The organism is Heyndrickxia sp. FW510-T9 (assembly GCF_058781025.1).
Genome location: NZ_JBYSWK010000009.1, coordinates 78,541 through 100,512, shown reverse-complemented (window position 1 = coordinate 100,512; position 21,972 = coordinate 78,541). Strand labels below are relative to the sequence as shown.

General features: G+C 35.2%; 22 protein-coding genes and 1 pseudogene. 17 read left to right on the top strand and 6 right to left on the bottom strand.

Annotated features, from left to right (window positions below; genetic code table 11):
• Positions 1-150 precede the first annotated feature (150 nt).
• Positions 151-969: an adenosylmethionine decarboxylase gene (gene speD, locus AC3WJF_RS07155; protein ID WP_492450703.1), complete on the bottom strand. Its 819-nt coding sequence runs from the start codon at positions 967-969 to the stop codon at positions 151-153.
• Between the two features lie 181 nt (positions 970-1,150).
• Here speD and AC3WJF_RS07150 point away from each other — a divergent pair, with 181 nt between their 5' ends.
• The 3 genes from AC3WJF_RS07150 to AC3WJF_RS07140 all read left to right on the top strand — a co-directional run bounded on the left by AC3WJF_RS07150 (position 1,151) and on the right by AC3WJF_RS07140 (position 3,415).
• Positions 1,151-1,816, top strand: coding sequence for a Dph6-related ATP pyrophosphatase (locus AC3WJF_RS07150; protein WP_492450702.1), 666 nt, complete (start codon positions 1,151-1,153; stop codon positions 1,814-1,816).
• A 134-nt stretch (positions 1,817-1,950) separates the two neighbouring features.
• Positions 1,951-2,871: a hypothetical protein gene (locus AC3WJF_RS07145; RefSeq protein WP_492450700.1), complete on the top strand. Its 921-nt coding sequence runs from the start codon at positions 1,951-1,953 to the stop codon at positions 2,869-2,871.
• Positions 2,852-3,415, top strand: coding sequence for a hypothetical protein (locus AC3WJF_RS07140; RefSeq protein WP_492450698.1), 564 nt, complete (start codon positions 2,852-2,854; stop codon positions 3,413-3,415). Before AC3WJF_RS07145 ends, AC3WJF_RS07140 begins: the two co-directional genes overlap by 20 nt.
• Before the next feature lie 78 nt (positions 3,416-3,493).
• On the opposite strand, the gene AC3WJF_RS07135 is transcribed toward AC3WJF_RS07140, so the two are convergent.
• Positions 3,494-4,603 (bottom strand): PcsB-like coiled-coil domain-containing protein, encoded by a 1,110-nt coding sequence (locus AC3WJF_RS07135; RefSeq protein ID WP_492450697.1) that lies wholly within the window; start codon positions 4,601-4,603, stop codon positions 3,494-3,496.
• A 119-nt stretch (positions 4,604-4,722) separates the two neighbouring features.
• Between AC3WJF_RS07135 and AC3WJF_RS07130 the strand changes: the two genes are divergently transcribed.
• From AC3WJF_RS07130 to AC3WJF_RS07120, 3 genes and pseudogenes are all read left to right on the top strand, one after another.
• Entirely contained in the window at positions 4,723-4,911 is a 189-nt protein-coding gene (locus tag AC3WJF_RS07130) for a PAS domain S-box protein (RefSeq protein WP_492450732.1), read from the top strand.
• A pseudogene (locus AC3WJF_RS07125) lies at positions 4,905-5,036 on the top strand (hypothetical protein); the annotation flags it as partial. The gene AC3WJF_RS07130 and the pseudogene AC3WJF_RS07125, both read left to right, overlap by 7 nt.
• Positions 5,005-5,379: an ATP-binding protein gene (locus tag AC3WJF_RS07120; protein WP_492450695.1), complete on the top strand. Its 375-nt coding sequence runs from the start codon at positions 5,005-5,007 to the stop codon at positions 5,377-5,379. The pseudogene AC3WJF_RS07125 and the gene AC3WJF_RS07120, both read left to right, overlap by 32 nt.
• A gap of 47 nt (positions 5,380-5,426) precedes the next feature.
• Here the strand turns inward: AC3WJF_RS07120 and AC3WJF_RS07115 are convergent, their stop codons facing one another.
• From AC3WJF_RS07115 to AC3WJF_RS07105, 3 genes are all read right to left on the bottom strand, one after another.
• On the bottom strand, positions 5,427-6,431 hold the full coding sequence (locus AC3WJF_RS07115; RefSeq protein WP_492450693.1) for a DUF3231 family protein: 1,005 nt from the start codon (positions 6,429-6,431) through the stop codon (positions 5,427-5,429).
• Positions 6,432-6,604: 173 nt separating this feature from the next.
• Positions 6,605-7,585 carry a DMT family transporter gene (locus tag AC3WJF_RS07110; protein WP_492450691.1) on the bottom strand — a complete coding sequence of 327 codons (981 nt, stop codon included), beginning with the start codon at positions 7,583-7,585 and terminating at the stop codon, positions 6,605-6,607.
• A gap of 156 nt (positions 7,586-7,741) precedes the next feature.
• Complete coding sequence (locus AC3WJF_RS07105) at positions 7,742-8,290, bottom strand: DUF3231 family protein (RefSeq protein ID WP_492450689.1); 549 nt, start codon at positions 8,288-8,290, stop codon at positions 7,742-7,744.
• A gap of 161 nt (positions 8,291-8,451) precedes the next feature.
• Between AC3WJF_RS07105 and AC3WJF_RS07100 the strand changes: the two genes are divergently transcribed.
• Positions 8,452-9,618 carry an MFS transporter gene (locus AC3WJF_RS07100; RefSeq protein ID WP_492450688.1) on the top strand — a complete coding sequence of 389 codons (1,167 nt, stop codon included), beginning with the start codon at positions 8,452-8,454 and terminating at the stop codon, positions 9,616-9,618.
• Between the two features lie 1,105 nt (positions 9,619-10,723).
• On the opposite strand, the gene AC3WJF_RS07095 is transcribed toward AC3WJF_RS07100, so the two are convergent.
• On the bottom strand, positions 10,724-11,482 hold the full coding sequence (locus AC3WJF_RS07095; RefSeq protein WP_492450687.1) for a TrmB family transcriptional regulator: 759 nt from the start codon (positions 11,480-11,482) through the stop codon (positions 10,724-10,726).
• Positions 11,483-11,795: 313 nt separating this feature from the next.
• On the opposite strand from AC3WJF_RS07095, the gene AC3WJF_RS07090 reads away from it, so the two are divergent.
• From AC3WJF_RS07090 to AC3WJF_RS07045, 10 genes are all read left to right on the top strand, one after another.
• Entirely contained in the window at positions 11,796-12,290 is a 495-nt protein-coding gene (locus AC3WJF_RS07090; RefSeq protein WP_492450685.1) for a CBO0543 family protein, read from the top strand.
• Positions 12,287-12,769, top strand: a complete 483-nt coding sequence (locus tag AC3WJF_RS07085; protein ID WP_492450683.1) for a CBO0543 family protein — start codon at positions 12,287-12,289, stop codon at positions 12,767-12,769. The genes AC3WJF_RS07090 and AC3WJF_RS07085 overlap by 4 nt, the downstream gene beginning before the upstream one ends.
• A 135-nt stretch (positions 12,770-12,904) precedes the next feature.
• Positions 12,905-13,669, top strand: a complete 765-nt coding sequence (locus tag AC3WJF_RS07080; protein WP_492450731.1) for a lipoate--protein ligase family protein — start codon at positions 12,905-12,907, stop codon at positions 13,667-13,669.
• A 12-nt stretch (positions 13,670-13,681) separates the two neighbouring features.
• Positions 13,682-14,635 (top strand): lipoyl synthase, encoded by a 954-nt coding sequence (lipA, locus tag AC3WJF_RS07075; RefSeq protein WP_492450681.1) that lies wholly within the window; start codon positions 13,682-13,684, stop codon positions 14,633-14,635.
• Between the two features lie 478 nt (positions 14,636-15,113).
• Positions 15,114-16,619, top strand: coding sequence for a DHA2 family efflux MFS transporter permease subunit (locus AC3WJF_RS07070; protein WP_492450679.1), 1,506 nt, complete (start codon positions 15,114-15,116; stop codon positions 16,617-16,619).
• A 158-nt stretch (positions 16,620-16,777) separates the two neighbouring features.
• Entirely contained in the window at positions 16,778-17,548 is a 771-nt protein-coding gene (locus AC3WJF_RS07065) for a class I SAM-dependent methyltransferase (RefSeq protein WP_492450677.1), read from the top strand.
• 346 nt (positions 17,549-17,894) lie between these two features.
• Positions 17,895-19,088 carry a GTP-binding protein gene (locus tag AC3WJF_RS07060; protein ID WP_492450675.1) on the top strand — a complete coding sequence of 398 codons (1,194 nt, stop codon included), beginning with the start codon at positions 17,895-17,897 and terminating at the stop codon, positions 19,086-19,088.
• A 119-nt stretch (positions 19,089-19,207) separates the two neighbouring features.
• A complete protein-coding gene (locus tag AC3WJF_RS07055) occupies positions 19,208-20,149 on the top strand; it encodes a metal ABC transporter substrate-binding protein (protein ID WP_492450674.1) in 942 nt (313 codons plus the stop codon).
• Positions 20,150-20,348: 199 nt separating this feature from the next.
• Positions 20,349-21,077: a metal ABC transporter ATP-binding protein gene (locus tag AC3WJF_RS07050; RefSeq protein ID WP_492450672.1), complete on the top strand. Its 729-nt coding sequence runs from the start codon at positions 20,349-20,351 to the stop codon at positions 21,075-21,077.
• Positions 21,002-21,841 (top strand): iron chelate uptake ABC transporter family permease subunit, encoded by an 840-nt coding sequence (locus tag AC3WJF_RS07045; RefSeq protein ID WP_492450670.1) that lies wholly within the window; start codon positions 21,002-21,004, stop codon positions 21,839-21,841. The genes AC3WJF_RS07050 and AC3WJF_RS07045 overlap by 76 nt, the downstream gene beginning before the upstream one ends.
• Positions 21,842-21,972: the final 131 nt, after the last annotated feature.

Below are 21,972 nucleotides of genomic sequence, written 5' to 3'. Positions count from 1 at the left end.
GTAATGGACATGCGCTGAGTAATGGGAAATTAGGCTACAGAATAATTAGCACAATGTAATATTGGCCAATCTATTTTCACTGAGTAGTTATTCGTCCCTATATAGGCTTGTTCAAGGAGATCGACTAATAAAAAATTTATACGAAAATCCTTAGTAAAAACCATCATTCATATTTTTCCCATAGAAAATTTCATCCATTTCCGTTTGTAATTTCGTTGTTATATCTTCAATCTCTGTAGAAGACAGATTATCCTCCGTGTATCCGAATAAATAGTTGTTAAGATCAAAATCCTTGAGCTTGCATTTTGTATGAAAAATATGTTCTTGGTAGACATTTACATCAATCATATCGTAAAGATTTTTAATATTGTCAGGTATGTAATTTTGAATCGAACTGATCTCATGGTCAATGAACAGTTTATGGCCAGTTTTATCCCTTGTAAATCCGCGAACACGATAGTCAATGGTCATAATATCGGTATCAAAGGAATGAATAAGATGATTTAATGCTTTAAGCGGAGAAATCTCTCCACATGTGGATACATCAATATCTGCTCGGAAAGTGCTGATTCCTTCGTCAGGATGATATTCCGGGTAAGTGTGAACCGTAATATGGCTTTTATCTAGCTGCATAACAACGGAGTCTGGCAGTGGCCCTGGAGATTCTGAAAAAGATTCATTTGGTACCTCGACAACTGGTCCTTCCGAAACGAGCATTGTTACACTTGCCCCTTGTGGAACAAAATCCTGTTTTGCAACATTTAGAACATGGGCACCTATTATATCGGAAACGGCATTTAATATATTCGTTAATCGATCCGCATTATATTGATCATCAATATACTCAATATACGCCTCACGTTCATCCTTCGTTCTTGTATAGCAAATATCATACATATTAAAGCTTAGTGATTTTGTTAAATTATTAAAGCCATGCAGTTCGATTCGCTGTTCAGGTGTTAATTTCATTATTCATTTCCCCTTATCATAAATATTTTTATAATACCCAATGATAGTTGAAATCATGCTAAATAAAGGGAATGGAGGGAGAAGTGAAGGTTAGCATTATTTCATACTTAACCCTAATCTTTTCCCTCGTTAAAAAGATATGCTAAATTTAAACTAAATCGAAGAAAAAGGGGAAAGTGAATTGAAAGAGAAGATTGTGGTTTCTTTTAGCGGTGGCAAGGATTGTGCATTAGCAATGAATCGATTAATAAAAGAAGGAAAATGGGAAATTGATTCCTTATTAACAACTGTAACGGATGATTACAATCGGACATCCATGCATGGGGTTCGCGAAGAGTTCCTTGAAAAACAAGCAGATTCATTAGAAGTAAAACTCCGAAAAGTACGAATCCCCAGCCTTTGCAGTAATGAAATATATCAGCAAAAGATGGCAGACGCAGTAGTACGAATAAAAGAAGATGGAATTCGCTATATTATGTTTGGGGATATTCATTTAAAGGATGTAAAAGAATATCGTGAAAAGATGTTAGATGGAACAGGATTGACTCCCATATTCCCAATCTGGGGCGAGAAGCCGGAGGATTTAATAAAAGAGTATTTTGCAGAAGGTTTTCGAACAAGATTGACATGTGTAGATTCGCAAGCATTGGATCCTGCATTTGTTGGGCGTGAAATTGACCCGCAATTCATAGAAGATTATCCAACTAGCGCTGATATATGTGGGGAAAATGGGGAATACCACACATTTGTATTTGATGGGCCGATTTTCTCCTTTCCCATTAAGCATACAATCGGGGAACAAAGAATAGCGGATAATCGATTTTATTATGTAGATATTGTAGAGTGAAAAGGGCTTGCTGATAAGCCTTTTTTTTAATTATTAATAATCATTATGAAAATTGGAAATTTTTATATAAATATTATGAATATTGTGCTAAAATAAAACGGCTAATATAAGAGAGAGAGAGAAGGAGGGCAAATATGAGAAAACTCGCCCTGGTAATGGCTTGCTTCATAGTCGTTCTAAGTCTTTTAGGTAATTACCTCTATTATCAATCCAAACAACTTAGCCAGCCGATTATGTTGAAGCATTATTATGAGATTAGGTCCGATGAAGACATGTTTGAGCTTCATTACTTAACAAACAAGAATGGAACCAACGATATCCAATCAATTTCAATACCAGAAATGGATGGTTATTCCTTTTACAATGAGGATGGCAGCTGTAAAAATTACAAGTATTATTGTTTAAAAACGATTTCGGTACATATCAATAAAAATGATATAAAAGATCAATTAAAAAAAGATATTTATTTTGATAAGGTAAGGGCTAAGTTGAAAAATGGAAAAATAGTCACCTACTCCATTGGGGAAATTTCGATTGTCGACGACTCGCATCCAAAACTTCCAATTGAATTTTTATCATCGGCATCATCAAGCGATAACACCGGAGAGCAAATAATACAGGCTAAAGAACCACTCTCTATTCAATCTATCCAAATTCCATTTACAACAGCATTAAAAGATAGTTTGGATTTTTACGTTATTACGGATCAGGGAACTTTGAAGAAGGTTCACAAAGAAATGACCGTTGGGCATTGGGACGACCAAAAGATAGCCGAGTGGAAAAATGGGAAGGATCGATTAGTAAAGGAAGAAATATTCCCGCTCCCATTGCAGAAAGATGATTATTTAGATATGAAATATCAATTTACTTTTGGAAATCGCGAAAATGGAAATGATTTTTATCAACTTGCTGTGAATGTAAAAGGTACAACTAAGAAAGGAAAAGAAATTTCTTTTCCAATTTGGATGAACTATTCACCGTATTTCAGTCAAAAAGGGATAGATGAGATTGTAAAACAAAGGAGAGAAATCGACCATGGCAAGGGAAATAAATAAGATCTTCTGGGGATTCCTCATTGTTTTAATTAATTTTTATCTATTTGTAATTAATATATCACCAAGCCCAATCGGCTACATCATTGCCGCAGTCGGTCTTAACGGCTTGAAATCACAATCTGGGTATTTTTCAAAAGCGAAAATAGGGTCCATTGTTTTAGTGATATTGTCACTGCCCAATATTATTAAGATGGATGATTGGCTAAAAGAAGCCCCATCGATCTGGTCACTAAGTTATTCTACACTAGTGGGATTATTGCATATGATTGTTGTATTGTTAGTTTTAATGGGAATAAAAGAAGCAGCTTCACATAACAAACGATTACATGATAAAGCCAAGAATTTGTTCCAAATATATTTGGTTGGAACATGTATCGCTCTTTTTTCCATTCCATTTATACTAAATACTACAGACGATATGACTATCTTGATTACTATAGGTTCCACCATTATATCCATAGGGTTGGAGATTATGTTTCTTATTCTGTTACGGATGTTCAGAAGTTCTTTTCTACCTTCAAAAAAGAATTTTTTAGGAACTTAATTACTAATTGATTATAATTTCATTTACCTCACGAAAAAAAAGCCGGGTTAACCTAAAAAAGTTAAACCGGTTTTCATCTTAATCCACAATCTTTATTTTAATTGTCCTTCGCCCAAAGGAAACGGCTGCCTTGTGGGATGGCATGAGCACATCAATCCTATGTCCTTTAATGGCACTACCTGTATCACCAGCAATCGCAATTCCGTATCCTTCCACCCAAACCTTACTTCCTAATGGGATGACTTTAGGATCGACTGCAATTATTTTCATATTAGGGTTTTTACGAATATCATATCCTAGTGTGGTAATATGTCCCTTCGTATCTTGGTAGCTATACGCAGTTGCATTCATATATAATTCTATTCCTCTTGTTGGCTGTGGGCTTGAGACAGTACTGCTTTGCTCAGTCATTTCTCTTTCCTTAGCTCTCGCTCTCGCCTGCTCTTTTCGAATGTTTTCCTGTATTCTATTGATTTGAGACTCAAGAGTTGAATTCTTTTTCTTTGCTTGTGAAAGATCTTGATTAATATTCTCATATTTTGCTTGAAGAGTAGTTAGTGCTTCTTGTTTAGATTGCAAGTTAGTCTGTAGTGCTACTTGGCTTTCCGTTAGTTTATTTCGTGAAGCTGTTAATTCTGCTTCTTGCTTTGCAATTTCTTTTTTATCTTCTTCTATCTGTTTAAGATCCTGCCTCTGCTGATCCAATATTTCGTTATCTGCCGACATCAGGGTGGAAATAGCATTAATTCGGTTAACGAGATCATCGAAGCTTTCCGCATTAAGCAAAGCATCCAGGATGAAATTGATTCTGCCTTTCTTTTGAAAAGCTACTAATCGCTTTTTTAAAATATCCTTTCGTGCCAACACTTGATCTTCAAGATCGACAATTTCCTCTTTTTTTGTTTCGATAACCTGGTTAACAGATTTGATTTTATCCTCTATGGTTGCAATATCACTATTATTTTTTTGAATTAGAGATTGCAAGGCATCCCATTCGTTTTTTACATTATGTATTTCTTTGTTAACAGCTCGCTGTTCTTGTTCTTTTTCTGTAATTGTATGTTGATTACTTTGTATGCTTTTTTTTAAGCTATCTACGTTGGACTCTGCATTTGCTGCAATTTCTGAGGTAGTCAGACAAAGTACAGCAGTAGCTAATACTACAATGCTTCTTTTCACTATTTGCATAGTAACCTCCTATTCGTAGTTAATTTATAACATATGAAGGTTAAGCAGAGATTACAAAGTTATTACTCTTTATTACTTTTAAATGTCACTTCGAATAATAATATAGTCGCTTTTAAAAAATTGAAAATGCTAACACGACTTTTCAATTGCGAAAAAAGGATGGTACCTATATATGGGTAGAATCACTATGTAGAATTGTTAAAGATTCTGAGAAAAATAGGGTGTATGAGATAATTAGTGTTTTAAGAGATATTACAGTCCGAAAAACAGCAGAGGATGAAGCTAGGAGGAAACCTATCGTAATTTAGTGGAGAATTCACCAGATGCGGCAATTCTTGTAGCTGGCAACGATATACTATTCATCAATGATACCGGCGTTCATTTACTTGGAGCTTCTAAAAATGAAGAATGTTGTGATAAACACTCATTATGATGATAAAAAGCTGATGATTAGCTGCGATGAGAATCAATTAAAACAAGTTTTTATCAATCTATTGAAAAATTCGATTGAAGCCATGCCAAAAGGCGGAACCGTAACAATTGAAATGAAAAGGTATGGTCGAAATAAAGTGAAAATTCTATTTAAGGATACCGGAACAGGTATTCCAAAGCTTCTATTGAAAAAAATCGGTCAGCTTTTTTTTACAACAAAAGAAAACGGAACTGGCCTAGGTTTTATGATTTCAAAACAAATCATTGAAAACCATAATGGAACCATACATATTTGGAGCGATTCAAAAGGAACCTTTATTGAAATTATTTTGCCGTTAAACTAGAAACCCCTTTTGAATAGAAAGGGGGTTTTCATTAAAGATTGTAACTTTTACAATTCAGATAGTTTTTTTCGATTTGGAGCATGTGGTGGTTCCTCAAACCACTCTCTTTCAATTAACAGATCCATTCCTTTTTTTCCATATTGCATAATTTCAAGCATCAGTTTAGAATACTCAACTGTTAAATCAACCCTAGCCGTTGCCGCTAGCGCATGTCCTAAGTAAGTTAACGAAGTCGAGTTTAGAATGGTAACTAAATTTAATATTAATCTCTCTGAAAATGGAGAGATGGTAGAAGTCGATATTTCGGTGTTAATTAGGCCGACTTGGGGTAAATCTTCTTGCATTAATATGTCATTTAAAAATTTTATTTGTTTTTTTGTCAATTCTTTTCCCTTTATCAAATGCTTCTTTATCTCATTATCCTTTACGATTTGAATAAATCCTGTTAGTAAAATTAATCCGAAATAATTTCGTTCGACGGTAAAGAAAATCTCAGTCAATTCTAAGACATTTAACGGTCTTTGGGATTCGAACCATTTCGATAAAAACGTTTCTCGTTGTGTTAAATACTCAATGTGCTCCGGATATGGAATAAATGCTGGACGGTCATAAGTTCCCATCTCAATACTCAATCGGATTGCTTTGTCAAACAGATTGTATGAGCTATTTAAGCAATTTGAAAAGAACATCCGAACATCTTCACGCACCATTCCAGTAATGATCCAACTAAAATTTGCCACTGATAAACTACTCATACTATACACATAACTTAATGGAAAATAGTTGAAAAATAAATTAGGTGCAGATAAATCTAAATCATCATCTGTAAATCCATTAGGAACGGGAAATTTCTCTTTCGTAAAAATAGTTTGGATCTCCTTCAATCTCGATTCCGATAGATTTAATGATTCTGATACGAGAGACTTCATATCCCCTTCTTCCAAATATTTAAGCATATGCTTAGACATACAAATGGACATGGATTCACTAATATATGTAGACCACAACCCACCTATTTCGGGAGCAGTTAAACGAACTAAATGGTCACCCATATTTTCAACCTCCTTAACAAAATTTACTATTCCCTTGTTCTACACGATTTATACAAGTGTCAATACGACCAAGACGAGCGATGGCAAAACCACTAAGGCTGATGAACTAAAGAAAACCAAACCACCGTTGTCAAAAAGTCAACGGTGGTTTGGTTTCTTTTTATAAATCCATTCTAAATTTCAGCAGAAAATATATTTTCAGATAAATTACTTTTGCGCTTAATATGTGAAACATAACTATGTAAAACCATTCCGATAATTACAACAAACATACCTATCCATGATATAAGGTGCGGATTTGGTATGGATAGAAAGAGAAGCTCTCCTATTAATGTAAACAGCACCTCCATGGATTGGGTGGCTTCCACTGCAGCTAATCTTTGCATGTTTCCTCTTACCATATCGGTCGCTTTGAAAAATAGCACTGTTGCGATTACTCCGGAACAAATAGCTACGAATCCTGATTGAATTGTTTGCCCCAAGCTTGGAGGGCCAACGGTAAAAAATCCATAGACGGATAATGCTAACCAAAGAGGTAGACTAGCCAACGTCATTCCTAACACACGTTGATAGGCATCTAAACGCCCCATGCAAATATCCATCATTTTTCGGTTTCCAAGTGGATAAGCGATGGATGCAAGTAAGACAGGAATGGCACCGAGCAACACAGTTTCAAGCGATACATGTTTTGAATGTTCTAACTGCATTAAGAAAATACCAAATAAAATAATAAAAGACATAAGCAGTCCTCTAAACGGAATTCTTCCCCTTACCTTTAAAGGTCCCCTAGAAGTCTGGACTGTTTCAAAAAAAAGCGGTGTAAGAAGAGCACCAGAAATAATCGTGATTTGCCATGTTCCAGCGATCAGCCAGCCTGGCGAATAGGCAGCAGCAAAACATAATGGTTCATAAAAAAGCCCAAATCCTACAATACTCCATATCAACCAGTTTCCAGGATGTTCCCTGATTTCGAGTAATAGGGGTTTAAGATTGCCTCTCAAGATGACAATACATAATAAAAAAGGGACCATAAAGATATATCGCAGCGATGCACTCCATATCCAACTTCCACCAGCTAAATCCATTGCCTGATTAAGAATAAAAGTAAAAGCAAAAAAGAAGGCAGCACAAATACCAAGAAATATCGGTCGCAACTTCAACACCTCAATTTTTAAGAGCCGACAATATTATATAAATATAACTTAATTTTATTATTCATTCAATGTTATATTTGAATATTCGAAACCATTAAGTTCTATGTTAAAAGAATATTTTGAGGTGTATTTTTAAAGGGAAAACTTAGATTTTTTTTAGCTTGTTGGAGCCCCAGGTGGATAATAATAAGGTGGTATTTTCATCCAATCTTTTTTCCTCATTAAAGTTTTAAAAGAGGCACCATACTTTAACAATTCAAATTGAATTTTTAATAAAAGTTCACAACCGTCACTTCTAACCGACATGGCTAATGCCTGCCCAAGTAATGAAATTTGTGCGGCAATTTTAACGGATACTAGATTAGCAAGTTCGTCATCAGTATACTTCACACCAAGAGGCACCGAATTTGGATCGGATTTTGGCTTATCTTCTGAGGTGTTCGGAAGTGGTATCCCTTCATTTTTAAAGAAAGTTCTTAATTGATTAGCAGTTTCTTTTGATGCTTGTTCCCCATTTTTAAATGCATGAATTAAATCCTCATCATTCGTCGTATTTAGGCCCATTTGATAAATACTAATCCCCTCTTCAATCATCGTCAATAATATCCAGAAGTTATTGACTTCCCCAACATGAAGTGGATTTTTATTTTCATTTTCAACGAGGGTTTTAAAATAATCCATACTTGATTCAAAAATATTCGTCATAATAAATCCTCCTTGTCAGAAGTATTTTCCTCTTGCATTGAATTTTTATCCCTATTTTTCAAAAAAGGAAAAGTACTTGTAAAATTTTTCACTTGTGTTAAATAGAATATAAAGGTTACTATCTTAGTAGTAACTTTCCGGATTACGAAAGAGGGATTCAGATGAATTTTCGAGTATATATATTGGCCATTGTTTCGTTTGTAGTTGGGATGGCCGAGCTTATTGTTGGTGGAATATTGGATATTATTGCAAAAGGGTTGCATATCTCTATAGGGACTGCAGGGGAGCTTATTACGATTTATTCACTTATTTTTGCCATTGCTAGTCCGGTACTGTTGACGTTAACTGCACGAATTGAGCGGAAAAAATTATGTTTAAGTGCCTTAGTGATATTCTTCATTGGAAATATTGTTGCTTTTTTAAGTCCAAACTTTTCGATGCTCTTCTTATCAAGAATCATTTCTGCTGCAAGCGGTTCCCTTTTAGTATTGCTATGTGTGACAATTGCCTCCAACATAGTGAAAAAGGAATTGCGAGCTAGAGCAATCGGGATTATTTTTATGGGCGTTAGTGGTTCGTTAGTACTCGGGGTACCTGTAGGACTTGTCATTGGAAATCATTTGGGTTGGAGGTCACCATTTTTATTTATTGCGTTGCTAACACTCATTTCGATGCTTGGAGTTGCTATATTCTTATCAAAAATTGCTCCAAAACCTACTATCCCTTTACGTCAGCAATTCCAAACTTTAAAACATCCAAAAATATTGTTTGCACAGTTAACTTCCTTGTTGTTCCTAACTGGGCATTTAACTCTATATGCGTATCTTACGCCGTTTTTAAAAACCGTTTTACATTTAGATGCAACATGGATAAGCGTTTTTTATTTTATCTTCGGAGTGTCTGCTGTTTTCGGAGGTGGTGTTGGAGGCTGGATGGCTGATAGATGGGGATCAAAGAAAAGTATACTGTCCATTATCGCAGTATTTTCTATCGTCCTTTTTATTCTTCCAAAAGTAACATTTTCAGTCGTTCTTTTTGTCATTGTCATGATGGTTTGGAGTATGCTAAGCTGGGCCATTACACCTGCACAACAAAATTATTTAATTGAATCGGCACCAGAAACGTCTGAGATACAACAAAGCTTAAATAATTCTGCTCTGCATTTTGGGATAGCACTTGGCTCCATTTTTGGTGGAGTAGTCATTAATGAATACTCTGTTCTATACAATGCTCAGGTAGGCGGATTGTTTATTCTATTAGCGTTGGTTTGTGCAGTTATTTCTATTACTAGAACAGTTAAAGGCATCAATGAAAAAACAGAAGCCTAATATATTATGGAGTAGGGTAAGGATCTAGACAGCAAACGTGTTTTAATTTCTGAGGGAAATGAACGAAGATAGACAAACAACTAATAATAAATTTTAAAAAAAGATCACCTTCTTCAATCTAAGAAAGTGATCTTTTTTTATTTCATCTTCTTCAACAAATTTTTTATTTAATAACCACAAATTTACATAGAGTCCGTCTATTAGATATGTTGGTACTAAATTCCAAAAAATATTATTGAAAGTATTCCAATATTATCGTATATTAGTGATTTGGATATTTTTTAAAAAATTCAAAAAAGTTTTAAAGTAGGAATATTGAGGGGAATTATCTCACTTGAGAAGGATTTGATTTATATCATTAAAATCATATTTGCAATTATACTAGCAATTGGCATTTTTTGGGCGGATATTTCTATCTAGTTTATGATGATGCTAAAGTTGATAATACCAGAGACCCCATTTCATTACAAAAAATTGATTGGAATTATATGGCGGACGAGGCTAACTTTATAAGGATAGAGAACGTAAGGATATACAATCAAACCAATAAGTTTGATATATCGACGAAAACGAAAGAATTTTGTATGTTAATGTTAAACAATCCTAATAAAATATATTCTGAAGAACGAGCCTCATCTATCAAAGTCTATTTGAGATTTCATAAGGAGCCAAGTACTACCATGGAATATGATATAGATAAGTATAATGGGAAGGAATGTACATTCTATGTAGATGAATCCTTGCTTTCTGATTTAGAGTATTTACAAGATCAAATAGGTGAGTAATGTAGCATAAAGGCAGATGCATCAGCCTCTGTTTGCCACGAATAATTATCGAAACGGACAGAGGATCCGTTATCTGTGACAAAAGTGGTGTTTTCAAGGATTAAGAGGACACACGATCCGTTATCATGGTAATAATCAGCTAATTTCAAGTGAATTTCATGAAATAACGGAACGTGTGTCCTCAAACAGGAGAAAAAAGCGGGTTTTTGATAAAATAGCGGAACGTGTGTCCTCGAAAAAACTTGAACCATCACAATGAGCTCTTTTTTTATAGAAACTGCCGCAGTTCATCGAACGCCGACAAAAGCTACAAAGTTTTCCTAATATCGCAGCCTCATCAACAAACTTTTAATCTCATCATCCTGCATTAATGTCTCTTCATATTTTTTAGTTATTTTAGCAAGTGCCACATCATGATAAAAAAACTCTACAAAAAATTTAACTAATGGCTTGGATTTTGTTGTAATGGCTTGCCAAGCATCTTCCTCAACACCTGCAAATAATATTTCTTCTTCATCAATAATAATTAAGCGATTTTTCTCTAGCATCCGATGTTCTTCATTAGGAGATAAAACAAATAGGGAAGACAATGGGGCTTCTACATTTCCTACTATTAGTGCCTCGACCTTTACACCAGATTGTTCCTTTTCTAATAATATAGGTAAGTATTCACTAAAGTCTTCTTCCCAAACGGATATTTGAATCGATTGTTTAGCATTCTGTAGCAGCTTCTTACATTGGGCAAGGATTGAAGTATCTACCTTTAAGCTCCATACCCTGTCATCCGTTACTTTTTTTTGATAGGTGTGTTCCTTTAATTGTTCTAAATCTTTTTGGAATTCTCTAGTCAACATATCAATTACAGTATTTAAAGGTAATGCTGTGTACAGCTTTTTCTTTTCAGAAATAGAGTCCAATACCATTCCTTTTTCAACCATTCTCGTCAAGACCTCATATACTTTTGCCTTCGGTACTCCAGAATATTTTACAATCAAGGTAGCATCGAGTGGCTCATTGCTTGAAGAAAGAACCTCATATACTTTACTTTCATATTGTGAAAAGCCAAACCTTTGCAGCATATTTTCCGACCTCATACTCTATATTTTTTCTAAAATAATCATATTGGATTACACATAATTTGTAAAACGAATAACTATTTAAAGCTATTTTCTCTCTAATATTTTTTGGGAAAATGTACATATTAATAAATAAAGGCAGTTCTCGTATTAAATATTGTTTTTCGTTACTTGATTAAATTCATAATAAGGTGTAGTTTCAGGGCATCTTTTCTTTTAAGGATTGTACAATCTAGTTGGTGGAAAAGCATTAATAAATTACAAAACGACAATGGTTAAGAAAAGAGCCTAAATAAAAGAAAGTAGAGATGAACATATGAGTTTTTCCATAAATATCATATGGATTATTACTGCATCAATATTGGTCGTTCTTCTACTAATTATGATCGTACCAAAAACACGGCTTCGCGAGGCATGCTTTAATTTTACTTTCTTGCAAACTTTAACATGGGGAGCAGGTACAATTTTAGCGCAATATAATTTGGTGGAAAGTCCATTTCGGATATTTCATAAAGCTACATCACAAAATTTTTTTAATGACTTTATTATCTATCCTGCTGCTTCCGTTCTTTTTTATTTTTTGTTTCCTTTCGAGCAAAAGCGTCATATTCAAAGTCTATTTGTTATTGCTTTTGCTTTTGTCATTAGTATGTATGATTATTCAGTTGAAAGATTTACGGATTTGAAACGTTACATTCATTGGAGTGTCTTTAATCAATTTATCCTTGCTGTTATTTTTAATGTAGGTGCTTTATGGTTTACAAGATGGTTTTTTAAAAAGCCGACTGGTAGTAAAAAGGTAGAGCTATGAATATAAACAAGATTATTGAATTTTCGATATGGATTATTTCATTTCTGCTACTTATCATGTTTGTTCCAAAACATAAAATGCGGAATGCTTGGATTAGTTTTTCGTTTATGCAACTTCCAGGTTGGATTCTTGGATTAATTGTTGTCCAATTGGGACTCATTGATTATCCTAGTCGTTTTTTTGCCCAAGCGCTTCGGACAAGCTTTACATTTGAATTTCTTGCATTTCCTGTGATTAGTGCCCTTTTTAATATTCATTATCCAGTCCAAAAAGGCTTTTGGCTGAAAACTATTTATATTATTGTCTACCCTACTGTTTTAGTGATTTCAGAATTATTGATATTACACTATACAGACCTCATAAAATATATCCATTGGACATGGTACTTATCATGGATCTCCATTACACTTACCCTATTATTTTCATATTGGTTTTATAAATGGTTTTATTACGAAAATAGAGGTCATAAGGTTTATTGACAAAGGATAAAAGAATGTTAAACTAAAAATGTTTTAAAAGGATCATTACATATTGGATTACTAGGAATGGGAGATGGATGAACCTTGGAAGAATGGTTTTTTCTTGATACTGGTGCACACTCCCCTGCGTTTAATATGGCATTGGATGAAGTCTTGCTAAATTGGCATAGTGAAGGTAAAATTCCGCCAGTCATTCGTTTTTATGAATGGAAACCGGCGGGTTTATCACTTGGTCATTTTCAGAAAACGGTCGGAAGAATTGATGTTGATGCTGCAAAGGAGCAGGGAATTGATATTGTTAGACGTCCTACAGGTGGACTTGCCGTTCTGCATGATAAGGAGCTAACCTATTCTGTTATTATTGATGAAAAGCATGAGAAGATGTCGCCTTCCATTATTGAATCTTACCGAGTGCTATCACAAGGATTACTAGAAGGCTACCGTTTACTTGGAATTTCAGCTGACCTAGCGATTCCTAATGCGCCTGTTGGCAAAACGGGTACAGCTGTATGCTTTGAAGAAGCATCATGGTATGAATTGGAGATTGCCGGCAAAAAGGCGGCAGGAAGTGCTCAAACTCGTCAAAAAGGAGTCATTTTACAACACGGATCGATTCCAATGGATATGGATGAGGGTGCGCTATATAATTTATTTATTTTCCCTAATGAAAGAGTGAAGTTGCGAGCAAAAAATGCATTCAAAGACAAAGCTGTCTCCATTAATCGTATTTTAGGCAGAGAAACAACGATGGACGAGATAAAGGATGCTTTTAAAAATGGTTTTAAAAAAGGGCTTCATGTTGAACTTATTACATATGAACCACCGCAGCAGATGATCGATGAAGCGTTAGAGTTGATGGAAGAAAAGTATGCTGCAGATAGTTATACCTTTTATCGATAAGGAGTGTACATAGTGGTCAATAGAAATGATGAATACTTAAGAAAGCCTGAGTGGCTAAAGATAAAATTAAACACAAATAGTACTTATACTGGTTTGAAAAAAATGATGCGTGAGGAAAGACTTCATACCGTTTGTGAGGAAGCAAAATGTCCGAATATACATGAATGCTGGGCAGTTAGGAAAACGGCGACATTTATGATTCTAGGTGATTTATGTACACGTGGCTGCCGATTTTGTGCTGTAAAGACTGGTTTGCCAACAGAGCTGGATTGGGAAGAACCAGAACGTGTAGCAAGGTCAGTGGAAATAATGGGATTACGTCATTGTGTCGTAACGGCTGTAGCTCGTGATGATCTCGCAGACGGAGGATCAGCGATCTTTGCGGAAACAATTCGTGCAATTAGGAGACGAGTTCCTTCCTGCACAGTGGAAGTGCTGCCTTCTGATATGAAAGGTGACTACGAAAGCCTGAAAATGTTGATGGATGCAAAACCAGATATTTTTAACCATAATATCGAAACGGTGGAACGTTTAACTAAACGGGTTCGTTCCAAGGCTACTTATCAACGCTCATTAGAACTTTTAAAAAGAGTAAAAGAAATCAGTCCGAATACACCAACAAAATCAAGTATTATGGTTGGACTTGGGGAAACAAAAGAGGAAATCATTCAAGCGATGGATGATTTATTGGCACACAATGTAGACATCATGACAATCGGGCAATATTTACAGCCAACGAAGAAACATCTTAAAGTGGAACGCTATGTACACCCAGACGAATTTGCGGAATTAAAGGAAATAGCTTTACAAAAAGGATTTAAACATTGCGAAGCCGGACCACTCGTTCGTTCAAGCTATCATGCGGATGAACAGGTGAATAAGGCTGCACGTTTAAGACAAATGCAGGGTGAAAGTCAGGAACCTGATCTTGTCATTAGCGAATATAAATCACAGTTTTCAAATTAAAAATGATAAAAACCAGGTGGCTGCTGTCGCCTGGTTTTTATTTTCAGTAAATCACAAAATATAACAATTGACAAAAACTTGATATGTAGGTAGAATATATTTCGCGATACGAAGGAATGGTAACAAAATTATATCTACTTCTTTTATGTAGGCTCTTTTCTTAAACTTTGTATAAAATCCAAAAACCGATTTTAACCTGTTGCTATTTACATATGAGTAAAAATCGGCAGTAGGATTTTTACGGTGATTTTCTACTATCAAATGAAAAACGGAATGTAGAAAAGAGCGCGAATCCTATCCATTTAAGGATTATATACTTATACGAAAAGCAACAGTCTTTGTGAAAACAGCCTTTATGTAATTAATAGAATCCTTAACTATATCCCGCTTAGGCGGGTATTTTATATGATTACAACGTTCACCGCCATTATCTCACTTGCAAAATTTCATTTATAAATAGGGAGGAATACAAACACAAATGAATACAACTACAACTACAAATAGTCCGGTTCGAACGGGTCCTATTTTTACGATTATGCTCATCGGGGCAGTCGTTGCCTTTTTGAATCAAACGTTAATCAATGTAGCTTTGCCGCAAATGATGAATAGACTTCATATTTCAGCGACAACTGCGGACTGGTTAACAACCATTTTTATGCTTGTAAATGGAATAGTAATTCCGATTACCGCATACTTAATGAATCGATTTACTACTAGACAGCTATATCTTGCTGCCATGGGTTTTTTCGCACTTGGAACATTAATTTGTGGAATTGCACCTAGCTTCTCATTCATCTTAATCGGAAGAGTTATTCAAGCGATTGGTGCAGGGATATTATTTCCGCTTATTACAAATGTTATTTTTATTTTGTTTCCGCCTGCACGCCGCGGCTTTGCTATGGGACTTTTCGGAGTTGCGATGAACTTTGCTCCAGCTGTCGGTCCGACCTTATCGGGTTGGATCATTCAGAATCATTCATGGCGGGTTTTGTTTTTTATTATTTTCCCATTTGCACTTGTAAACTTTATCGTCGCAATATTTTTGATGAAAAATGTATCAGAAACAAGACGTCCTAAGCTTGATGTAATCGGTGTAATTTTATCCACAATTGGATTTGGTGGAATATTATATGGCTTTGCTACAGCAGGAACAAATGGCTGGAATGGTGCTGATGTCATTTCGATGTTTATTATTGGCGCAATCAGTTTAATCTTGTTTGTGTGGCGTCAATGGGTAGTGGAGGAACCAATCCTCGAGTTTCGTATATTTCGCTATAAAATATTCTCATTAACAACCATTATTAATGTAGTCGTGACAATGGCCATGTATTCAGGGATGATTTTAATGCCGATCTACATGCAAAATGTTCGTGGATTTTCGCCGCTTTTATCAGGACTAATGCTTTTACCAGGTGGAATTGTAATGGGGATTATGTCGCCAATTACGGGGAAATTATTTGATAAGTATGGTGCAAAATGGTTATCGATTATTGGCTTAGCCATCACGCTCTTAACTACTTATGCATTAACGAAGCTTGAAGTAACAACCACATTCTTATACGTTGTATCAGTTTATACGGTAAGAATGCTAGGCATGTCATTAGTAATGATGCCAATCTTTACAGCAGGGCTAAATGAACTATCCGCTAACTTAAATAAATTTGGAACGGCAATGGTGAATACGTTAAGAATGATAGCTGGTGCTGTTGGAATGGCATTCTTTGTTTCGATTATGACGAATAAAGGTGTAAGTCATTTAAAGGATATTATGGTGCAGGAACATATTTTGAAGTCGGATAAAGCACACTTTTTACTTGCAGAACATCAAGGAATGGTTATGGGGATAAATGATGCCTTCATGGTAGCGACAGTTTTATCAATTGTTGCGTTTCTTTTATCTTTTTTCATTCGCAAAACGACACCACAAGAGGACACGATTACAAATCGTTTAAGGAAACCAAGGAAAATAGCAGAATTACAATAACTTTGCAAAAGCCTATTACCTTACAAGGAATAGGTTTTTTTGTACTCTGATCATAATTAGTGATAACTTTTTCTTATGCTAAAACATTAAATATTGAACATTTTCTTAATGCACCCATTGCCATATAGTAAAGATAGAAAAGGATGGAGGGGATAGGAATGAATCATACAAAAAAGGATGTTCAAGCACAATTTGGCAAAAGTGCCGAGTCATATGTGGAAAGCAAAGCACATAAGGAAGGAAAGGACCTTCAGAAGTTATTAGAGATTGCAACACTAACCGGAAATGAAACACTGCTTGATATTGCAACAGGCGGCGGGCATACTGCAAATGCCTTCGCATCTCATGTAAAAAATGTAACAGCATTCGATTTAACAAAAGAAATGCTTACAGTAGCTGAAAAATTTATCAAAGGCAATGGCAATCAAAATGTTCAATTTGTGGAAGGAGATGCCGAGAATTTACCATTCACTGATGAATCATTTGATATTATCACTTGTCGAATCGCACCACATCATTTTCCGGACATCAAAGCCTTTATTTCGGAAGTTCATAGAGTGTTAAAAAATAATGGTCAATTTTTATTAGATGATAATGTTGTTCCTGAGTTACCTGCTTACGATGAATTTTATAATAGTATAGAAAAAATGAGAGATTACAGCCATTTTAGAGCTTGGAAAAAATCAGAGTGGATGCAGATGTTAGAATCAAGAGGATTCGTAATCGAAGAGTGGCACCGATTTGAGAAGCTCTCCCTATTTGAACCATGGTGTGATCGAATGAATCTTTCAGAAACAGAAAAAGGAAATTTAACAAGTTTTATATTAAATTCTTCTAATGAGATAAAAGAAAAATTTTCTATTAAGATCGAGAATAATCGTGTTGTTTCTTTTAAAGGTGAAGCGGTAGTGTTGAAAGCATTAAAATAATGATTAGCCAGTGCATAAATGTTTTTTCCACAACATTTGCAGCACTGGTTATTTTTTTAGGAAATCGAAGGGTATAGTTTTACCTGAAAGAGTACTGTTAAAAAGTGTTGACGTAAGATAAGGGATAGTTTACAATGTAAAAGCGTAATCATTACGATTTGTAAATGTAGTGAGGTTTAGTATGTATATTATATAAGACTAATACATATATTGTTTGAGAGTTTGTATAGCGTCTAAATCGTAATGGATTCGTTTTAAATTCAAAAAGATATTCTGATATCGAGAGTATTTGTTATTTTTATTCTGTAAATCGGAATCATTACACTTTAAAACAGGAGGGAACAAAGTGGCTAAAATACCAGTTACCGTATTAAGCGGATATTTAGGAGCAGGAAAAACAACAATTTTGAATCATATTTTGAAGAACCGCGAAAATCTGAAAGTAGCTGTTATCGTAAATGATATGAGTGAAATTAATATTGATGCAGGTCTCATTAAACAGGGTGGAGAACTGCATCGTACAGAAGAAAAACTTGTTGAATTATCAAATGGTTGTATATGCTGTACATTAAGAGAAGACTTATTGATTGAAGTAGAAAAGCTCGCAAGAAATGGAGAAGTCGATTATATCGTGATTGAATCGACTGGAATTAGTGAGCCTGTACCTGTCGCCCAGACATTTTCATACATTGATGAGGAATTAGGCATTGATTTAACATCTCTATGTAAATTAGACACAATGGTGACAGTTGTAGATGTAAACCGGTTCTGGAAAGATTACTCTTCAGGGGATTCCTTATTAGATCGTCAGCAAATTGCTGGAGAGGGAGACGAAAGAACCGTAGCAGATTTACTCGTTGATCAAATTGAGTTCTGTGATGTCCTCATCATGAATAAATGTGATATGTTAGAAAATGATCAACTGGAACAATTAGAACATTTCTTAAAGAAGCTGCAACCAGAAGCGAAGATTATCCGGACAGAGCATGGTAAAATTCAGCCTTCTGAGATATTAAATACTGGCTTATTTGATTTTGAAAAAGCAAGCGAATCTGCTGGATGGCTGAAAGAACTAGAAGCAGAAGAACATATTCCAGAAACAGATGAATATGGGATTAGTTCATTTGTTTATCGTAGTAATATTCCCTTTCATTCGGAGCGATTTTCCAACTGGTTGGAGAATCTTCCAGTAGAAATTGTAAGATCAAAAGGAATTGTATGGTGTGCAACTAGAAACGACGTTGCGTTGTTGATGTCTCAAGCAGGACCTTCTATTGAATTTGGACCAGTTGCTTATTGGATAGCTGCAATGCCTGAACAGGAACAATCCTACTATTTTGAAAGTGAGCCGGAAATTTTGCAGGAATGGGATCCAAAATTTGGAGATCGAAAAACAGAGTTTGTCTTGATTGGAATTGAGATGGACCAAGATGAAATTCGTGCATCCTTGGATCAGTGCTTACTTACGAACGAAGAAATGGAACAAAATTGGATGGAAATGGTAGATCCATTTGAATGGACTATTAATGAGGAGATGTAGTCCTCTACATTAATGGTTGCGATTCATTACATTTATAAGTTAATATAATATGAGTTTTAAATCGGAATGATTACATTTTTGAGAGTTTAAAAAAATCATGGTAGAATGGGGAAATAGTAATGAGTTATGTTAAAAATATAAAAGTGTTATTTCTTCTCACTGCTTTCATTCTTTTGCTAGCGGGATGCGGAAATAGTGTAGATACGAATAGTACGGATAATACGGGAAATAAGAAAATTCAAGTAGTAACAACCTTTTACCCAATGTATGAATTTACAAAGAACGTTGCTGGTAATAAGGCGGATGTACAGCTTTTAATTCCTTCGAATGTCGAGCCGCATGATTGGGAGCCAACCCCAAAGGATATTGCGAACATTCAAAAGGCTAAGCTATTAGTATACAATAGTGAATCAATGGAGACTTGGGTTCCTAATATCCAGAAAAGCTTAGGAAATAACGGTCCAACATTTGTTGCAGCAAGTAATGGAATCACGTTAATGAAAGGTGCAGAAGACGAAGATTCAGAAGGCGGAAGCGGGTTGGATCCACATGTATGGTTAAGCCCTGCACTTGCTGAGCAAGAAGTGAAAAACATTACGCAAGCATTAGTGAAAGCAGATCCAAAAAATCAAAGTTATTATGAAAAAAATAGTAATGAATATTTGCATAAATTACAAGATCTAGATAATAAGTTTCGGTCGGAATTAAAAGATGTGAAAAGAAAAGAAATTATTACTCAACATGCCGCATTCGGTTATCTTGCCAAAGAATATGGTCTGAAACAAGTTCCGATTGCAGGATTATCTCCAGATCAAGAGCCAAGCCCTGCTAAGTTGGCTGAGTTGAAAAAATTTGCTGAAAAGCATAATTTAAAAGTGATTTATTATGAAGAATTAGCTTCACCTAAAGTAGCAGAAACGTTAGCAAAAGAAATAGGAGCTAAGACCAAAGTGCTTAATACATTAGAGGGTCTAAGCAAAGAGGATCAGAAAAAAGGACTTGATTATATTTCAGAGATGGAAGAAAATTTAAAGAGTCTTAAACAAACATTGAATGAGTAAAAATTACTATATGTGTATACCCACATAATGAGTGGTGGTCGATCTGTTTATCTTGCGCTAGTATTGGGCATATTTAAGGTTTGTTGAAATTTGAAGGGCTAATTTCACTTGGTGAAGCAGATCGACCAATAATATATGTAAAAGAGTTAGTGCGCCTTCATGGCGCTAGTTTTAATTTTTTTTGAAAGGATGCAAAAATATGAAACTAGCAACATTAGATCATATTGTTTTTGGGTATTCTCACGTTCCAACTTTAAATGGAATATCGTTTGAAATAGAATCTGGGGAATTTGTGGGAATAACAGGAGCTAATGGTGCCTCCAAGTCAACCATGCTTAAATTAATGCTTGGATTGATTAAACCATGGTCAGGAATTGTATATTTAAGCAAAAAGAACAGCTCTGGGAAGCCATTGAAGGTTGGATACGTGCCCCAGCAAATTGCATCTTTTAATGTTGGCTTCCCTAGTACGGTCATTGAATTGGTTCGTTCTGGTAGATTTCAAGATAAGAAGTGGTATCAAAGACTAACGGAGATAGATCATGAATTGGTAGAGAATGCCCTGAAAATGGTAGGGATGTGGGAATTCAGAAATGAAAAAATTGGTGCTCTTTCTGGAGGACAGAAACAAAAAATATGTATTGCTAGAGTCCTTGCAACAGAACCAGACTTATTAGTATTGGATGAACCGACGACTGGAATGGATTATGAGAGTAGAAAGAGTTTTTACCAATTTATGAACCATCAAGTAAAAACACATAAAAGAACAGTCGTAATGGTTACACATGACGGTGAAGAAATGGAAGGCAGTTTTGATAAAGTGATACATCTAGAGAAAGGAGAACATGGAGAATGGAAATGTTTAACCTTGAGTTCATGCAACGGGCATTTTGGGCAGGCGGACTCATTGCTATCATCGCACCTTTGATTGGAATATTTCTTGTATTAAGAAGACAGGCGTTAATGGCTGATACGTTATCACATATCTCATTAGCAGGTGTGGCAATTGGCTTTTTTATTCATTCCAATGTAACTCTTTCTAGTATGATTATTGTCATTATCGGTGCCATAGGGATAGAATATATGCGTAGATCCTATCATTCTTATTCTGAGGTTTCCATTGCGATATTAATGGCAGCTGGATTATCCTTTGCACTATTTTTAATGAGCGTAACTAGTGGTGGGATGAGCCCGAACATAGACCAATATTTATTCGGATCGATTGTCACAATTAGTAATGAGCAAGTATATGTTTTAGTAGGTGTAACAGTCCTTGTGCTATTATATTTTCTTATTTTTAAGCGACCATTGTTTGTAATGACTTTTGATGAAGATACTGCTTATTCAAGTGGAGTGAATACGAATCTATTATCAATATCATTTAGCATTCTTACAGGTCTCGCGGTCTCAGTCATTATTCCAACCATTGGAGTTTTATTAGTATCAGCCCTTTTAGTTCTCCCAGCATCCTTTGCGATTAAATTGGCGAAAGGCTTTAAGTTTGTTTTTATCACTGCTTTACTCGTAGCTTTGGGCAGTGTTTTTATCGGTTTAGTTTCTTCGTACCACCTTGGAACTCCTCCTGGTGCTACTATTACATTGCTATTAGTAATTATCCTTTTATTAGGATTTAGCATTCAAAAACTTGCAACCTATATGATCAGAATGAGAAAACGACGAGAAGTAATGTGATAAGAAAAGCGAAAGTGCCTTGCACATCCGCTAGCCGATAGGCGCTATTGAAATTATAGTGCAAATTTCACCTGGAGCTGGACAGAGACTAAACTTGTTTAATAAATTTTCAAGATAAAAATTTATGCTTT